Source organism: Actinomadura rugatobispora (assembly GCF_042656285.1).
GTDB lineage: Bacteria > Actinomycetota > Actinomycetes > Streptosporangiales > Streptosporangiaceae > Spirillospora > Spirillospora rugatobispora.
The window spans coordinates 22,573-41,044 of record NZ_JBHSON010000080.1 but is presented as its reverse complement, the minus strand read 5'-3'; the positions used below and the strand labels follow the sequence as shown (position 1 = coordinate 41,044).

At 74.6% G+C, this 18,472-nt stretch carries 2 protein-coding genes; both read left to right on the top strand.

All coding sequences use genetic code 11. The features are described from left to right. Positions 1–91 precede the first annotated feature (91 nt). Entirely contained in the window at positions 92–10,588 is a 10,497-nt protein-coding gene (locus ACFPZN_RS41285) for an SDR family NAD(P)-dependent oxidoreductase (protein WP_378288041.1), read from the top strand. Then, entirely contained in the window at positions 10,588–18,372 is a 7,785-nt protein-coding gene (locus ACFPZN_RS41280) for a type I polyketide synthase (protein WP_378288040.1), read from the top strand. Before ACFPZN_RS41285 ends, ACFPZN_RS41280 begins: the two co-directional genes overlap by 1 nt. The last annotated feature ends 100 nt before the right edge of the window (positions 18,373–18,472 follow it).

Below are 18,472 nucleotides of genomic sequence, written 5' to 3'. Positions count from 1 at the left end.
TCCCGATATGCATAAGGTTTCGCCCGGACTTCGTGACGCGCGGATGCGGTGTCCGGCGTCCCGGAGCGGGCGCCGGTAGCGGCGGAGTGCGATGACCAGCGAACCGCAAGGACAGACCCCGGTGCCCGTGCTGTGCGTGCTGTCGGCGCCGCGCCGGGAGGATCTCGCCGCGCGCGCGGCCGCCCTCCGCGACCTCGTGCTCGGGTCGCCGGACCTCGCCCTGCCCGATCTCGGCTACTCCCTCGCCGCCGCCGACCCCGGCGACCCCTTCCGCGCGGGCATCCTCGCCACCGATCGCGCGGAGCTGCTGGCCGCGCTGGAGGGGCTCGCCGCCGGGGCCGCCCCGGCCGGGACGACGGTGGGCACCGCGCTGCCGGACGCGCCCGTCGCGATGGTGTTCCCCGGCTCGGGCTCGGAGTGGCCGGCGATGGCCGCCGAGCTGCTCGCCTCCGCGCCGGTCTTCCGCGCCGAGGCCGAGGCGTTCGCCGCAGCGCTCGCACCGTATCTGGACTGGTCGGTCATGGACGTGCTGCGCGGTGTCCCCGGGGCGCCCGCGCTGGAGCGCCCCGAGATCATCCAGCCGACGCTGTGCGCGGTGATGGCCGGCCTCGGCGCCCTGTGGCGCTCGGCCGGCGTGGACCCGGCGGCGGTGGTCGGCTACAGCGTCGGCGAGGTCGTCTCCGCGTACGCCGTCGGCGGCCTGTCCGCCGGGGACGCGGCACGGGTGGTCGCCCGGTGGAGCCGGGAACAGGGGAGGTACTACGGCCAGGGCGAGATGGGCACGGTCGCGCTGTCGCCGGCCGACCTCGCCCCCTACCTCGCGGACCGTCCCGGAGAGCTGTTCGTCGCCGGGTTCAGCGGCCCGCACTCGACCGTGGTCACCGGTGAGCCGGACGCGGTGGCCGGGCTGCTGGCCCGGCTCGACGCCGCCGGGGTGTGGGCCAGGAGGCTGCCCGTCGGTGTCGCGGTGCATTCGCCGCAGATGGAGCAGATCCGTGAATCGACCCGTGCCGCGCTGGCCCCGCTCGCACCGCGGGCGTCCGCGATTCCGCGCTATTCCACGGTCACCGGTGACGTCCTGGACACCGCGCTTCTCGACGAGGATTACTGGCCGGACAATCTGTGCAGGCCCGTGCTGTTCGATTCGACGCTGCGGCGGATGCTGGAGCACGGATACCGGTTTTTCATCGAGGCGAGCCCGCGCCCGGTATTGACCTTGGCGATGCAGGACGCCTTCGAACAGAGCGGAATAGACGCCGTCGCCCTGGGCTCCCTGCTGAAAGGGCGCGGCGACCTCGCGCGTTTTCGCACGGCGGTGGCCGAGGCATATGTCGCGGGCGTCCCGATCGACTGGGACAGGCATTTCGCCGAATACGGCGCGCGCCGGGTGGAGTTCCCGGAACTCGGAGAACCCGGCGCCGGCGCGCCGCGTCCCGCGCCCGCCGTCACGGGCTTCGCCCAGCGGCTCGCGGGCCTGCCCGGGACCGAACGGGCACGCCTGGCCCAGGAGGTGATCGGTGCCGCGGCCACGGCGGTGCTCGGCCTGGACGGCTCCGTCCCGATGTCCCCGCGGACGTCCTTCCGCGACTTCGGCTTCGACTCGCTCACCGGCGTGCAGCTGCGCAACCGGCTCAACGAGGAGACGGGGCTGCGCCTCCCGGCGACCGCCGTCTTCGACCACGCGACCCCCGCCGCCCTCGCCGCGCACCTCCTCGACCTGCTGGAGGGCGAGGGCCGTCCCGCGGCCGACCCGCCCGCCGCGCCTGTCCCGCCCGGCCGCACCGACGAGCCGATCGCCATCATCGGCATGGCCTGCCGCTACCCCGGCGACATCGGATCGCCCGAGCGGCTCTGGCGGTTCCTGCTGGACGGCGGCGACGCCGTCTCGGACTGGCCCGCCGACCGCGGCTGGCCGCGCCCGCCGACGATCGGCGGCTCGGTCCCGCGCGGCGGCTTCCTCACCGCCCCCGGCGGCTTCGACGCCGCGTTCTTCGGGATCTCGCCGCGCGAGGCGGCGGCGATGGACCCGCAGCAGCGGCTGCTGCTGGAGACCTCGTGGGAGGCGTTCGAGGCGGCCGGGATCGACCCGCACGCGCTGCACGGCACCCGCACCGGCGTGTTCGCCGGGATGTCCAGCCGCGACTACGCCGGCGACCTGGTGAACACCCCCGAGTCCGCGCGGGGCCACCTGCTGACCGGCAACCTCATGAGCGTCGCCTCGGGGCGGGTGGCCTACACCTTCGGCCTCGAAGGGCCCGCGGTGACGGTCGACACGGCGTGCTCGTCGTCGCTGGTGGCGCTGCACCTGGCCGCGCAGTCGCTGCGCTCCGGCGAATGCTCCCTCGCGCTGGCCGGCGGCGTGACGGTGATGGCCGGCCCGTTCCTCATCCTGGAGTTCATCCGGCAGGGCGGACTGGCGGCGGACGGCCGGTGCAAGGCGTTCGCCGCGGCGGCGGACGGGACGGGCCTCGGCGAAGGCGTCGGCGTCCTGGTCCTGAAGCGGCTCGCCGACGCGCGGCGGGACGGCGACCGCGTCCTGGCGGTGGTCCGCGGCAGCGCGGTCAACCAGGACGGCGCCTCCAACGGGCTGAGCGCGCCGAGCATGTCGGCGCAGCGGCGGGTGGTGCTCGAAGCGCTGGCCGGCGCCGGGCTGGCGGCGGCCGACGTGGACGCCGTCGAGGCGCACGGCACCGGGACCGTGCTCGGCGACCCGATCGAGGCGCAGGCCCTCATCGCCGCCTACGGCCGGGACCGCGACCGCCCGCTGCTGCTCGGGTCGCTGAAGTCCAACATCGGGCACGCCCAGGCGGCGGCCGGGGTGGGCGGCGTGATCAAGATGGTGCTGGCGATGCGGCACGGCGTGCTGCCGAGGACCCTGCACGTGGACGAGCCGACGCCGCACGTCGACTGGCCGGCGGACGGCGTCCGGCTGCTGACCGAGCCGGCGCCGTGGCCCGAGACCGGACGGCCGCGCCGCGCCGGTGTGTCCTCGTTCGGGATCAGCGGCACCAACGCGCACGTGATCCTGGAGCAGGCCCCCGAGGAGGCGCCGCCAGGACCGGCCTCCGAGCCGGAACCGGTTCCGCTGCCGCTGTCCGCGGCCACCGGGCGCGCGCTGCGCGATCAGGCGGGCCGGATGGCGGCGTTCATGCGGGAGAACCCCGGCGCGGAGCTGCGCGACATCGGGTTCTCGCTGGCCCGCCGGGCGCCGCTGGCGCACCGCGCGCTGATCGTCGGGCGGGAGCGGGAGGACGCCGTATCCGCCCTGACGGCCCTGGCCGAGGGCGCGAGCACCCTGCCCCCGGCCGCCGAGGACGGCGGCCGCCTGGCGGTGGTGTTCTCCGGTCAGGGCTCGGAGCGTGTGGGGATGGGCCGGGAGCTGTATGAGGGTTTTGATGTTTTCCGTGAGGCTTTCGATGAGGTGTGCGGGGTTGCGGATGGGCTGATCGGCTGTTCGCTGCGGGATGCGGTGTTCGACGGTGCCGGTGTCGGCGGGACGTTGTTCGCTCAGCTTGGGTTGTTCGCCTTTGAGGTGGCGTTGTTCCGTTTGGTGCGGTCGTGGGGTGTGGCGGTCGACGTGGTGCTGGGTCATTCGTTGGGGGAGATCGTTGCCGCGTATGTGGCGGGTGTTTTTGATCTGGCGGACGCGGTGCGTCTGGTGGTGGCGCGTGGTCGGCTGATGGAGGGTGCGGCGCCCGGGGTGATGGCCGCGGTGGGGGCGCCGGAGTCGGAGGCGCGCGGGTTGTTGCTGGATGGGGTGGAGATCGCGGCGGTGAACGGGCCGGAGGCGGTGGTGCTCTCCGGTGATGAGGATGCGGTCGGCCGGGTGGTGGAGCGCGCGGCGGGGTTGGGGCGTCGGGTGCGTTGGTTGCCGGTCGGGCATGGTTTCCATTCGTTCTTGATGGAGCCGGTGCTGGCGGATTTCGGGCGGGCGATCGAGGGTGTGGAGTTTCGTCGTCCGGAATTGACGCTGGTTTCCAATGTGACCGGCGGGGTCGTGGCCGATGAAGTAGGCAGTGCCGAGTATTGGGTGCGGCATGTGCGGGAGACGGTGCGGTTCGCCGACGGTGTCACCGCTGCTGTCGATGCCGGGGTGACCGGTTTCCTGGAATTGGGACCGGACGGTTCGCTGACTTCGCTGGTGCAGGGTGTCGTGCCCGGCGGGGTGGTCGCCACCGCGGCTCAGCGGCGCGGCCGGCCGGAGGCCGCCACCCTGCTGGACGCCGTCGCCGCCCAGTACGCCCACGGCCTGACCGTTGGCTGGCGCGACTACTACGGCGGCACGGGCCGACTCCTCGACCTCCCCTCCTACCCCTTCCAGCACGAGCACTACTGGCTGGAGAGGCTCCGGCCGGACGGCGGGTCCCCGTCCCCGGAATCAAGAACGGACGCGTGGTGCTACCGGGAAGCCTGGCGGCCCGTCCCCGCGTCCAGCCGCGCGCTGTCCGGCACCTGGCTGGCGGTACTGCCGGACGGTGAGGAGGACCAGGAGCCGTGGGCCGCCGTGCTGGACGCCCTGCGATCCTCCGCCGAGATCGTGACCACCGGGTGGGACCCCGCGATGGGACGCGGCGAACTCGCCGAGCGGCTGCGCGCCCTGCCCGCGGTGGACGGGGTCGTGTCCCTGCTGGCCATGGACGAGCGCCCGCACCCCGCCCACGGCGCCGTGCCCCGAGGTCTGGCCGGGACGCTCGCGGTGCTCCAGGCGCTGGGGGACGCGGGCGTCGAGGCGCCGCTGTGGTGCGTGACGTCCGGGGCGGTCGCGACCGGCCCGGACGACACCGAGGTCAACCCGGCCCAGACCCAGAGTTGGGGTCTGGGCCGCGTGGCCGCCCTCGAACACCCGCGCCGCTGGGGCGGACTGGCCGACCTGCCCGCCGAGCCCGGCGAGCGGGACCTGCGCGCACTGGGCGGCGTGCTGGGTGGCGCGGGTGGCGAGGACCAGGTCGCGATCCGCGGCACCGGAGTCCTGGCCCGCCGCCTCGTCCGGGCCGTGCCGCCCGCGGCCGAACCCGCCTGGCAGCCGTCCGGGACGGTGCTCATCACCGGCGGCACCGGCGGCCTGGGCGCGCATCTGGCGCGCTGGGCCGTCCGCTGCGGCGCCGGGCACGTCGTGCTGCTGAGCCGTCGCGGCCCGGCCGCCCCGGGGGCCGCGGCCCTGACCGCGGAGCTGGAGGAGACCGGTGCCGCCGTGACCGTCGTGGCCTGCGACGTCGCCGATCGCGCGGCCGTGGCCGGGGTGCTGGCAGACCTGCCCGAGCTGACCGCCGTCCTGCACGCCGCGGGCGTGGCGGAGTTCGGCGCGCTGGACGAGCTGACCGCCGGTGGCCTGGCCGCGGCGACCGCCGCCAAGGTCGCCGGGGCGCGGCACCTGGACGAACTGACCGCCGGCCGCCCGCTCGAACGGTTCGTGCTGTTCTCGTCGGGCGCGGCGGCCTGGGGCGGCGGGACGCAGGGCGCCTACGCCGCCGGCAACGCCCACCTGGACGGCCTGGCCGCGCGGCGGCGCGCGCGGGGCCTGCCCGCCACCTGCGTGGACTGGGGAAGCTGGGCCGGCGACGGGATGATCGCGCAGGGGGACCTGGACGCGGCCCTGGCCCGTAACGGCCTGCGCGCCATGGACCCCGGCCTCGCGCTCGGCGTGCTGCACCGGGTGCTCGGCGCGGACGCCGCGCACCTCGTGGTCGCCGACATCGACTGGGAGCGTTTCGCCGCGGCCTTCACCAGCTCCCGCCCGAGCCCCCTGATCGGCGACCTGCCCGAGGCCCGCGCCGCGCGCCGCGACCCCGGCGCGGACGAAGGCGCCGCCGCCTGGCGGCAGGAGATGTCCGGCCTGCCCGAGCCCGCCCGCCGCGCCGCGATCGGCGCGGCGGTCCTGGCCGAGACGAGTGCGACGCTCGCCTACACCTCCGCCGACGCGGTCGACGGCTCCCGGTCCTTCAAAGACCTCGGCTTCGACTCCCTGATGTCCGTGGAACTGCGCAACCGCCTCGCCACGGCCACCGGGATGGAGATCCCGGCCACGCTGGTCTTCGACCATCCGACGCCGCGCGCGGTCGCGGAGTACCTGGACGCGCGGGTGTCCGGCGCACGGGCGGCGCCCGGCGCCGTGCGGGCGCGCGCGGAGGGCGAGCAGATCGCGATCGTGGGTATGGCGTGCCGGCTGCCCGGCGGGGTCACCTCTCCGGACGGTCTGTGGGAGATGCTGTCCGACGGACGGGACGCGATCGGCGACTTCCCCGCCGATCGCGGGTGGGACGTGCCGGACCTCGGGCGGGCGGCGCGCGGCGGCTTCCTCGCGGACGCGGCCGGTTTCGACGCGGAGCTGTTCGGGATCTCGCCGCGCGAGGCGGCGGCGATGGACCCGCAGCAGCGGCTGCTGCTGGAGACCTCCTGGGAACTGTTCGAGCGGGCCGGCATCGACCCGCTCTCCCTGCGCGGCAGCCAGACCGGCGTGTTCGCCGGGGGCAACAGCCAGGACTGGGCGGCGCTGACCCACACGACCGGCGACGAGCCGTCCGGCTACGCGCTCACCGGCGGCTCCGGGAGCGTGCTGTCCGGCCGTGTCGCCTACGTGTTCGGCCTGGAAGGGCCCGCGGTGACGGTGGACACGGCGTGTTCGTCGTCGCTGGTGGGCCTGCATCTGGCGGCGCAGTCGCTGCGGTCGGGTGAGTGCGATCTGGCGTTGGCGGGCGGGGTGACGGTGATGGCGACGCCCGCCGCGTTCATGGAGTTCGCCCGGCAGGGCGGCCTGTCGGGCGACGGCCGCTGCAAGCCGTTCGCGGCCGCCGCCGACGGCACCGGATGGGCCGAGGGCGCCGGCCTGGTGCTGCTCGAACGCCTCCCCGACGCCGTGCGCAACGGCAGGCGGATCCTGGGGATCCTGCGCGGCTCCGCCGTCAACCAGGACGGCGCGTCCAACGGCCTGACGGCACCGAACGGGTTGTCGCAGCAGCGGGTGATCCGGTCGGCGCTGGCGGGCGCCGGGCTGTCCGCCGCCGACGTGGACGTGGTCGAGGCGCACGGCACCGGGACCGTGCTCGGCGACCCCATCGAGGCGCAGGCGCTGCTCGCCACCTACGGGCAGGACGAGCGCGAGCGGCCGGTGCTGCTCGGCTCGCTGAAGTCGAACATCGGGCACACCCAGGCGGCCGCCGGGGTCGCCGGCGTGATCAAGATGGTCCTCGCCCTGCGGCACGGTGTGGTCCCGGCGTCGCTGCACGTGGACGAGCCGACGCCGCACGTGGACTGGACCGGCGGCGCCGTCGAGGTGGTCACCGGGCCGCGGCCGCTGCCCGCGCTCGACCGCCCCTGGCGGGCCGCCGTGTCGTCGTTCGGGATCAGCGGCACCAACGCGCACGTGACCATCGAACAGGCGTCCCCGGCCCCGCCCGCCGAACCCGCGACGCCTTCCGCGGACGGCCTGCCGCTGGCGTTCGTCGTCTCCGGCAAGTCGGACGAGGCGCTGCGCGCGCAGGCGGCGCGGCTGCGCGAGTTCCTCGCCGACCGCCCCTCCCTCGGCCAGGCCGACGTGGCGTGGACGCTGGCGTCGGCACGCGCGGAGCTGGAGCACCGCGCGGTGGTGGTGGCCGCGACCCGCGGCGAGCTGCTGGCCGGACTCGACCGGATCGGCGCCACGTCCCCGGCGGTCCGCGATGCCCGGCTGGCGGTGGTGTTCTCGGGGCAGGGGTCGGAGCGCGTGGGGATGGGGCGGGAGCTGTATGAGGCTTTCGATGTCTTTCGCGAGGCTTTCGATGAGGTGTGCGGGGTCGCGGATGGGCTGATCGGTTGCTCGTTGCGGGATGCGGTGTTCGACGGTGCCGGTGATGGGACGTTGTTCGCCCAGCTCGGGCTGTTCGCTTTCGAGGTGGCGTTGTTTCGTCTGGTGCGTTCGTGGGGTGTTCACGTTGATGTGGTGTTGGGCCATTCCTTGGGGGAGATCGTCGCCGCGCACGTGGCCGGTGTCTTCGACGTGGTGGACGCGGTGCGTCTGGTGGTGGCGCGTGGGCGGTTGATGGAGGGTGCGGCGCCTGGGGTGATGGCCGCGGTGGGTGCGTCGGAGTCGGAAGTAGGCGGCTTGCTGGTGGCCGGTGCGGAGATCGCGGCGGTCAACGGGCCGGAGGCGGTGGTGGTCTCCGGTGATGAGGACGCCGTGGGTCGAGTGGTGGAGCGGGTGGCGGAACGGGGACACCGGGTGCGGCGGTTGCCGGTCGGCCATGGTTTCCATTCGTTCTTGATGGAGTCGATGTTGGAGGAGTTCGGGCGGGCGATCGAGGGTGTGGAGTTCCGCCGGCCGGATCTGGAATTGATCTCGAACGTGACCGGTGGGGCCGTGGCTGATGAGGTATGCGGTGCTGAGTATTGGGTGCGGCATGTGCGGGAGACGGTGCGGTTCGCCGACGGTGTGACCGCTGCACTCGCTACCGGGGTGACCGGTTTCCTGGAATTGGGTCCGGACGGCTCGCTGACCTCACTGGTGCAGGGTGTCGTGCCTGGCGGGGTGGTCGCCACCGCGGCTCAGCGGCGCGGCCGGCCGGAGGCCGCCACGCTGCTGGACGCCGTCGCCGCCCAGTACACCCGCGGTGTCCCGGTCGACTGGACGCGCCATCTCCCCGGCGCACCGCGCTCGGTCGAACTGCCGACCTACGCCTTCCAGCACCGCCGCTACTGGCCGTCCCCGGCGCGACCGGCCGCGCCCGATCCCGGCGCGATCGTGCGGGAGGCACTGCTCACCACCGACTGGGTCCCGGTGCAGGCCGAGGAGAGCCCCGGTTCGCCGCGCCACCTCGTCGCCGTCGGCGATCCGTCCCCGGCGGCCGGGCCGGTCATCGAGACCTTCCCGGACCTGGCGAAACTGGCCGATGCCATCGCGGACGGCCTCCCCCGGCCCGACGCCGTGCTCGCCCACATCGCCCCCGGCGCGCACGACGACGTCCCGGCGGGAGTGCGCGCGGCCGCCGGGCAGGCGCTCGCCCTGATCCAGGCGCTGCTGGACGAGCCCCGGCTCGCGGGCACCGCCCTGGCACTGGTCGTCCCGGACCCCGGCCCCGGCCCGGCCGACATGATCGGCACCGCCGTCCGGGGGCTGGTGCGCGCCGCGCAGGCCGAGCACCCGGGACGGTTCGTGCTGCTGGTCCCCGACGGGCGGCCGCTCACCGGCGCGGGGCTGGCCGAGGCGCTGGCCACCGGCGAACCCGAGATCGCCGTCCGGGACGGGCGCCCGCACGCACGCCGCCTGGTCCGCGCGCCGGCGACGGCGCCGCAGGATCCGACGCCGCTCGACCCGCGGGGCACGGTCCTGGTCACCGGCGCCACCGGCGGCCTTGGCCGGATCATCGCCCGGCACCTGGCCGCCCACCGCGGGGCCCGGCGGCTGCTGCTGGCGAGCAGGACGGGCAGGGACGCCCCGGACGCCGCCCGTTTGGAGGCCGACCTGCGCGAACTGGGCGCCGACGTCGAATTCGCCCGCTGCGACGTCGGCGACAGGTCCGCGCTGGCAGAGCTGCTCGCGGCGATCCCAGGCGAACACCCCCTGACGGGTGTCGTCCACGTGGCGGGCGTGCTGGACGACGGGACCGTCCAGGCGCTCCACCCGGACCGGCTGGACCGAGTGCTGCGCCCCAAGGCCGACGCCGCCTGGCACCTGCACGAGCTGACCCGCGACCTCGACCTCGAACTGTTCGTGCTGTTCTCCTCGGCCGCCGCCGCCATCGGCGTGCCCGGCCAGGGCAACTACCTGGTGGCCAACGCGTTCCTCGACGCGCTGGCCCGGCACCGCCACGCCGCGGGGCTGCCCGCGACCGCGCTGGCCTGGGGGCCGTGGACGGGGTCGGGCGGCATGACCGGCACGCTCGACGATGTCCAGCTGCGCAGGCTCGCGCGGCTCGGCGCGCAGACGCTCACCGAGACCCAGGGCACGGCGCTGTTCGACGCGGCCCTCAGCTCGGGGCTGCCGTACCTCGTGCCGCTCCGGCCGTCCCCGGCCCGGCCCGGCGACGCCGTCCCGCCGGTCTTCCGCGCGCTGCTCGGCGACGCCGCCGGGCCCGCGCCCCGCCCGGCGGAGCCGTTCGCGGAGCGGCTGGCAGCGATGCCCCCCGAACGGCGGCTCCCGGCCGTGGTCGACCTCGTGCGGGAGAGCGTCGCGGCCGTCCTCGTCCACACCGACCCCGGCGCGATCCGGGAGGACCGGCCGTTCGCCGAGCTGGGCTTCGACTCCCTGACCGCGGTCGAACTGCGGAACCGGCTCGCCGCGCGCACCGGCCTCGTGCTGCCCGGCGGCCTGGTGTTCGACTACCCGTCGGCCGCCGCGCTGGCCGAGTACCTGGCGGACCGGCTGGCGCCGGAGGAGACGGCGGCCGCGCGCGTGCTGCGCGGGATCGTCGGCATCGAGGCGGACCTGGCCGCCGTCGGCACGGCCGACGAGTCCTACCCGGAGATCTCCGCGCGGCTCCGCGCCCTGGCGCACGGGCTGGCGCGCGAACGGTCCGGTCCCGGGCCGGACGGGCCGCCGGAGCAGGAGATCCTCGCCACGACGTCGGCGGCCGAGGTGCTCGACTTCATCGATCGCGAGTTCGGAGAGCTGGGCTAGTGGAGAACCAGGACAAGATCGTCGAGTATCTGAAGAAGGTCACCGCCGAGCTCCAGCGGACCCGGCGGCGGCTCCACGACGTCGAGTCCGAACGCACCGAGCCGATCGCCGTCGTCGCGATGGGATGCCGCCTGCCGGGCGGCGTGTCCTCACCGGAGGACCTGTGGGACCTGCTCGTCGACGGGACCGACGCGCTCACCGGGTTCCCCGCCGACCGCTGGGACGTCGACGAGGTCCACGACCCGTCCCGGTCGCGACCGGGCACCAGCCACACGGACGTGGGCGGGTTCCTCCGCGACGCCGCGGGGTTCGACGCCGCGCTGTTCGGGATCTCCCCGCGCGAGGCCCTGGCCATGGACCCGCAGCAGCGGATCCTGCTGGAGACCGCGTGGGAGACGTTCGAACGGGCGGGGATCGACCCGCTGTCGGTCAAGGGCGGCCGCACCGGGCTCTTCATCGGCACCAACGGCCAGGACTACCGCGACCTGACCCGGGAGGCCGGCGCGGCGAACCCGCACGCGGTGATCGGCAGCGCCGGCAGCGTCCTGTCCGGCCGCGCCGCGTACGTGTTCGGCCTCCAAGGTCCCGCGGTGACCGTCGACACGGCGTGCTCGGCGTCCCTGGTCGGGGTGCATCTGGCCGCGCAGGCGCTGCGGGCGGGGGAATGCGATCTGGCGCTGGCGGGCGGGGTGACGGTGATGTCGACGCCCGCCGCGTTCGTGGAGTTCTCCCGGCAGGGCGGCCTGGCGGAGGACGGCCGCTGCAAGCCGTTCGCGGCCGCCGCGGACGGCACCGGCTGGGGCGAGGGCATCGGCCTGCTGCTGCTGGAGCGGCTGTCGGCCGCCGAACGCCACGGGCGGCCGATCCTCGGCCTCATCCGGGGGTCCGCGGTCAACCAGGACGGCGCGTCCAACGGCCTGACCGCGCCGAACGGGGTGGCGCAGCGGCGGGTGATCCGGGCGGCGCTGGCCGGCGCCGGGCTGTCCGCCGCCGACGTGGACGTGGTCGAGGCGCACGGCACCGGCACCCGGCTCGGCGACCCGATCGAGGCGGAGGCGCTGCTGGCGACCTACGGCCAGGGCCGCCCGCGGCCGCTGCTGCTCGGATCGATCAAGTCGAACATCGGGCACACCCAGGCGGCCGCCGGGGTCGCCGGTGTGATCAAGATGCTGCTCGCCCTGCGGCACGGCGTGGTCCCGGCGTCGCTGCACGCGGCCGAGCCGACCCCGCGCGTGGACTGGTCCGGCGGTGCCGTCGAGCTGGCGGCCGGGGCGCGCGAGCTGCCCGCGCTGGACCGGCCGTGGCGGGCCGGGGTGTCGTCCTTCGGGGTGAGCGGGACGAACGCGCACGTGATCGTGGAGCAGGCGCCGCCGGACACGGACCAGGATCCGGCCCCGGAGCCCGTCGGGGACCCGCGGGTCTCGCCGTTCCCGGTGTCGGGGAACTCGGCCGCGGCGCTGCGGGCGCAGTCGGCGCGGCTGCGGGAGTTCCTGCTGGCCGACCCCGGGGTCGGGATGCGGGACCTGTCCTGGTCGCTCGTGACGTCCCGGGCCGCGCTGGACCACCGCGCCGTGGTCGTCGCGGAGGACCGGGAGGAGCTGCTGTCCGGCCTCGCGGACATCGCCGCCGGCGAGCCCGGCGGCGGGGCGATCGGGGGCGTGGCCCGCGGCGGTGGTGGCAGGACGGTGTTCGTGTTCCCCGGGCAGGGCTCGCAGTGGACCGGCATGGGACGCGGCCTGCTGGCCTCGACACCGGTGTTCGCGGCCCGCATGGCCGAGTGCGCGGAGGTGCTGGACCCCCTGACCGGCTGGTCGCTGATCGACGCCCTGGACGACGCCGACGCGCTGAGCCGGGTCGACGTCGTGCAGCCCGCGACGTTCGCCGTGATGGTGTCCCTGGCCGCGGTGTGGGAGTCGTGCGGGATCACGCCGGACGCGGTCGTCGGCCACTCGCAGGGTGAGGTCGCCGCGGCGGTGGTGGGCGGCTGGCTCAGCCTGGAGGCGGGCGCCCGCGTCGTGCTGGAGCGCAGCCGCGTCGTGGGACGGGTGCTGTCCGGTGTGGGCGGCATGGTGTCCGCCGCGCTGCCGGAACACGAGGCCGAGACGATGCTCGCCGACCATCCGGGGCTCTCGGTGGCGGCCGTGAACGGCCCGAACGCGGTCGTGGTCGCCGGCGAGCGCACCGCCCTGGCCGGCTTCGTGGCCGCGTGCGGGGAACGCCAGATCCGGGCGCGCTGGATCGACGTGGACTACGCGTCGCACTCCGTCCAGGTGGACGCCGTTCTGGAGGAACTGCGCGACGTCCTGGGCGGGCTCCCGTTGTCCGGCGCCGGGGCCGTGCCGATGATGTCGTCCGTCACCGCCGACTGGGTGAGCGCGGGGGAGCTGGACGGCGGTTACTGGATCCGCAACCTGCGCGGCAAGGTCCGCTTCCACGACGCGACGCGGGCCCTGCTGGACGGAGGCCACCGCCGGTTCGTGGAGGTCAGCGCCCACCCCGTCCTCAGCCTGAGCCTGGAGAGCACGGGCGAGGCGTCCGGCACCGCCGCGACCGTGCTCGCGACGCTGCGCCGCGACGACGGCGGGCACGGCCGCCTGCTGCGCGCGCTCGCCGAAGCCTGGACGGCCGGGCTGCCCGTGACCTGGCCCATTCCCGCCGGCCGCCGGATCGACCTGCCGACCTACGCCTTCCAGCGCGACGCCTACTGGATCGGCCGGGCGGGCGCACCCGTCCCCGCCATGCCCGTCCCCGACGAGGGCGACACCGACCCGGCGGCGATCCCGTCGCAGTGGCAGGGCCTCACCGGCGGCGAACGCCGGGCACGGTTGCTCGACCTCGTCCGCAGGCAGGCCGCGGACGTGCTCGGCCACGCGTCACCGGCGGACATCCCCGTGGACCAGGCGTTCAAGGACATGGGATTCGAATCCCTCACCGCGGTGGACTTCCGCAAGCGCCTGGCCGCCGCCATCGGAATGGACCTGCCGGTCACGCTGGTGTTCGACCACCCGACCCCGGCCGAGCTGGTGAAGCACGTGGACGCCGGGCTCACCGGCCGGGACGGGCGGGCGGACGACCCCGGACGCCGTGCCGCGACCGGGGAGCCCATCGCGATCGTGTCCATGGCGTGCCACTTTCCGGGCGGTGCCGGCTCGCCCGAGGACCTGTGGCGTCTGGTGTCCACCGGCACCGACGCCATCACCGGGTTCCCCACCGACCGGGGCTGGGACGTGAGCGGGCTCTTCGAGCCGGGCACGTCGGTCGCCCACAGGGGCGGCTTCCTCGACGACGCGGGCGGCTTCGACGCCGGGCTGTTCGGGATCTCGCCGGACGAGGCCCTGGTGATGGATCCGCAGCAGCGGCTGCTGCTGGAGACGTCGTGGGAGCTGTTCGAGCGGGCCGGGATCGACCCGTCCTCGCTGAAGGGCAGCCGGACCGGGGTCTTCGCCGGCATGTCCGGGCGGGACTACGCGGGATCGGACGCCGACATCCCGGAATCCGCCACCGGATACACCCTCACCGGCAGTGTCGGCAGCGTCCTGTCAGGTCGCCTGTCGTATGTGTTCGGGTTGGTGGGGCCTGCGGTGACGGTGGACACGGCGTGTTCGTCGTCGCTGGTGGGCCTGCATCTTGCGGTGCAGTCGTTGCGGTCGGGTGAGTGCGATCTGGCGCTGGCGGGCGGCGTGACGGTGATGGCGACGCCCGCCGCGTTCGTGGAGTTTTCCCGGCAGGGCGGGTTGGCGGCGGATGGGCGCTGCAAGCCGTTCGCGGCGGGCGCGGATGGCACGGGCTGGGGCGAAGGTGCGGGGTTGGTGCTGCTGGAGCGTTTGTCGGACGCCGAGCGCAACGGCCATCGGATCCTGGGGATCGTGCGCGGCACGGCGGTGAATCAGGACGGTGCGTCCAACGGTTTGACGGCACCGAATGGTCTGTCGCAGCAGCGGGTGATCGGTGCGGCGCTGGCGAGCGCGGGCCTGTCGGCCGGTGACGTGGACGTGGTGGAGGCGCACGGCACCGGGACGACTCTCGGCGATCCGATCGAGGCGCAGGCGGTCTTGGCGACCTATGGCCAGGAGCGCGACCGTCCGGTGTTGCTGGGGTCGGTGAAGTCGAACATCGGTCACACGCAGGCGGCGGCCGGGGTCGCCGGTGTGATCAAGATGGTGCTGGCGCTGCGGCACGGTGTCGTTCCGGCGTCGCTGCATCTGGACGACCCGTCCCCGCACGTGGACTGGACCACGGGCAACGTCCAGCTCACCGACGTGAACAGCCCGCTGCCCGAGGTGAAGCGGCCCTGGCGTGCCGGGATCTCGGCGTTCGGGGTCAGCGGGACCAACGCCCACGTCATCGTCGAACAGGCACCCGAGGAGTCCCGCGGCGCCTCGGCGGGATCCACCGAGGACGCCGCCCTTCCGTTCCTCGTGTCGGCGAAGTCCGACGAGGCGGTGCGCGCCCAGGCCGCACGGTTGCGGGACTTCCTGGAGCAGCGCCCGGACGTCGCACTCGGGGATGTGGCGCGCTCGCTGGTGTCGGCGCGGGCGGCGCTGGAGCGGCGGGCGGTGGTGGTCGCGGCGGGACACGACGAACTGCTCGCAGGTCTCGCGGCCCTGGCGGACGGCACGGCGGCGGCGAACGTGACGACCGGCACGGCCCGGAGCGGCGGCCGGCTGGCGGTGGTGTTCTCAGGTCAGGGGTCGGAACGTGTGGGGATGGGGCGAGAACTATATGAGGCGTTCGACGTCTTTCGTGAGGCTTTTGATGAGGTGTGCGGGGTCGCGGATGCGTTGATCGGTTGTTCGTTGCGGGATGCGGTGTTCGAGGGGGGAGGTGATGTGACTGGGACGTTGTCTGCCCAGCTTGGTTTGTTCGCGTTTGAAGTGGCGTTGTTTCGTTTGGTGTGTTCGTGGGGCGTCGAGGTCGACGCGGTGATGGGTCATTCGTTGGGGGAGATCGTTGCTGCGCATGTCGCCGGTGTTTTCAACTTGTCGGATGCCGTGGGTTTGGTGGTGGCTCGTGGCCGGTTGATGGGTGATGCAGGGCCTGGGGCGATGGCCGCGTTGGAGGCGTCGGAGTCCGAGGTGGGCGGGTTGCTGGTGGACGGGGTGGAGATCGCGGCGGTGAACGGGCCGGAGGCGGTGGTGGTCTCCGGCGATGAGAGTGCGGTGGGCACGGTGCTGGATCGGGTGGCGGAGCGCGGGCGCCGGGTGCGGCGGTTGCCGGTCGGGCATGGTTTTCATTCGTTCTTGATGGAGCCGGTGCTGGCCGATTTCGGGCGGGCGATCGAGGGTGTGGAGTTTCGTCGCCCGGAATTGACGTTGATTTCCAATGTGACCGGCGGGGTCGTGGCTGATGAAGTAGGCAGTGCCGAGTATTGGGTGCGGCATGTGCGGGAGACGGTGCGGTTCGCCGATGGCGTGTCCGCTGCCGTCGATGCCGGGGTGACCGGTTTCCTGGAACTGGGTCCGGACGGTTCGCTGACCTCGCTGGTGCGCGGCCGGGGTGACGAGGGGGTGATCGCTGCGGCGGGCCTGCGCCGCGAGCGCCCGGAGACCGCCACGCTGCTGGGGGCCGTCGCCGCGCTGCACGTCCACGGTCTGCGGACCGACTGGCGCCGGTACTTCACCGGGCCGTCGCGGCCGGTGGATCTGCCGACCTACCCCTTCCAGCGCCGGCGCTACTGGCTGGAGGCGAAACGGCCCGCCGGGCCCGCCGGGAACGACGCGCGCTTCTGGGAGCTGGTGCACGGCGCCGACGCCGACGCTGTCGCCGCCGAACTGGACGTGGACCCCGGGCAGCCGCTGCGCGAGGTGCTGCCCGCCGTGGCGCGCTGGCAGCGCAGGCACGCGCTGGAGAGCGCCGTCGGGCGGCACTGCTACCAGGTCTCCTGGGCGCCGTTCACCGGCCCGGACGCCGAGGCGCGGGAAGCCGTGTTCCTGCTCGTGGTCCCGGCGGGCGACGCGCGGGCCGAACGCCTCGCGGCTTTGTTCGCGGACCTGCCCAGCGTGGTGGCCGTGCCGCTGGCCGTCGGCGGCGATGACCGCGCCGCCCTCGCCGAACGGCTCCGGCGGATCCCCGGCTCCGTCACCGCCGTGCTCTCGCTGCTCGCGCTGGCCGAGGAACCAGTGGCGGGAAGCCCCGCCGTGCCGATGGGGCTGCGCGCCACCGTGACGCTCGTCCAGGCCCTCGGCGAGAGCGGAGTGCGGGCACCGCTGTGGTGCCTCACCCAGGACGCGGTCGCGGCCGCCGCCGGGGACCGGGTCGCGGGCACCCGGCAGGCGACGGTCTGGGGACTCGGGGCCGTCCTCGCCCTGGAACAGCCGGAGCGCTGGGGCGGCCTGGTCGACCTCCCGGCGGAGGTGACGCCGGACGCGGCGGCGGGCGCCGCCCGCGCGGTGCTGGCCCCCGGCGGCGAGGACCAGCTCGCCGTGCGGGACGCCGGCGTGCTGGCCCGGCGGCTGCTCCCGGCGCCCGCCCCGGCGGCGGCGCCGTTGTGGCGGCCGCGCGGGACCACCCTCATCACCGGCGGCACCGGTGCGCTCGGCGCGCACGTGGCGCGCCACCTCGCGGCACAGGGGGCAGAGCACCTGGTGCTGGCCGGCAGGCAGGGCCTGGACGCGCCGGGCGCGGGGGAGCTGCGGGCCGAGCTCACCGCTCTGGGCGCGCGGGTGACGGTCGTCTCGTGCGACGTCGCGGACCGGGACGCGCTCGCCCGCCTGATCGGCGGCCTCCCCGCCGAGCACCCGCTGACCACGGTCGTGCACGCGGCGGGCGCGCTGGACGACGCCGCGGCCGACGCGCTGACCGTCGAGCAGATGGACCGCGCGCTGCGGGCCAAGCTGCTCGGCGCGCGGCACCTGCACGAGCTGACCCGGTCCCTGGACCTGTCGGCGTTCGTGCTGTTCTCGTCGGCGGGCGCGACCGTCGGAGCCTTGGGACAGGCGAACTACGCGCCCGGCAACGCGTTCCTCGACGCGCTGGCGGCGCACCGGCGGGCGGCCGGGCTGCCCGCGACGTCGATCGCCTGGGGGCCATGGCGGGGCGAGGGCATGGCGGGCGCGCTCCGCAAGGTCGACGAGGTGCAGGGCGTCTTCCAGCTCGATCCGGACGCCGCGCTGCTCGCGCTGCGCCGGGCGCTCGCCCAGGACGAGGCATTCCTCCTGGTCGCCGACATGGACTGGCGGCGCTACCAGGCGACGGCGGGGGCGAGCAGGCCCGGCCTGCTGCTGCGCGACCTCGTCGCCGAGCCCGCGCCCGAGTCCGGGCGGGCATCGGCGTCCACGTTCCGGGACCGGTTCGACGCGGCGTCCCCCGGCGAGCGGGAAAGGATGCTGAGCGACCTCGTGCGCACCCAGGTGGCGGCGGTGCTGGGACCGAACGCCCCCGCGTCCCTCGACGGCGCCCGCCCGTTCCGCGATCTGGGGTTCGACTCGCTCGCCGCGATCGAACTGCGGAACAGGCTGACCATGGAGACCGGGCTGAAACTGCCGCCGGCACTCGCATTCGAACAACCGAATCCGAGCGCACTCGCGGAATTCCTGCATGAGCGGCTCGGCGGGACGGAAACGGCCGATCCGGAACCGGAACCCGTCCTCGGACAACTGTCCAGGCTGGAATCGTCGCTGGCGGCCGTGGCCGACGAAGAATTGCGGGTGACCGTCGCGGCCAGGCTCCGTGCGCTCGCCGCGCGGTTCGACGCCGTGGAGCCGGCGTCCGCGCTGGCGAAACTGGCCACGGGAAGTGACGATGACCTGCTCGATTTCATCCGGACGGAGCTGCGCGGCACCTGACCGGTCTGGGGTTGGCTAGGGGTTGCCGGCAAGGGTGGGCGCGTCCATAACCTGTGAACCGCCGAGACTTGCGGTGTTCCGCCAAAGCCATTGAAACGTC

Bases quoted from the DNA above. Each gene is read 5' to 3' on its own strand.
- ACFPZN_RS41285 (WP_378288041.1), top strand. From the start codon at position 92: ATGACCAGCGAACCGCAAGGACAGACCCCGGTGCCCGTGCTGTGCGTG.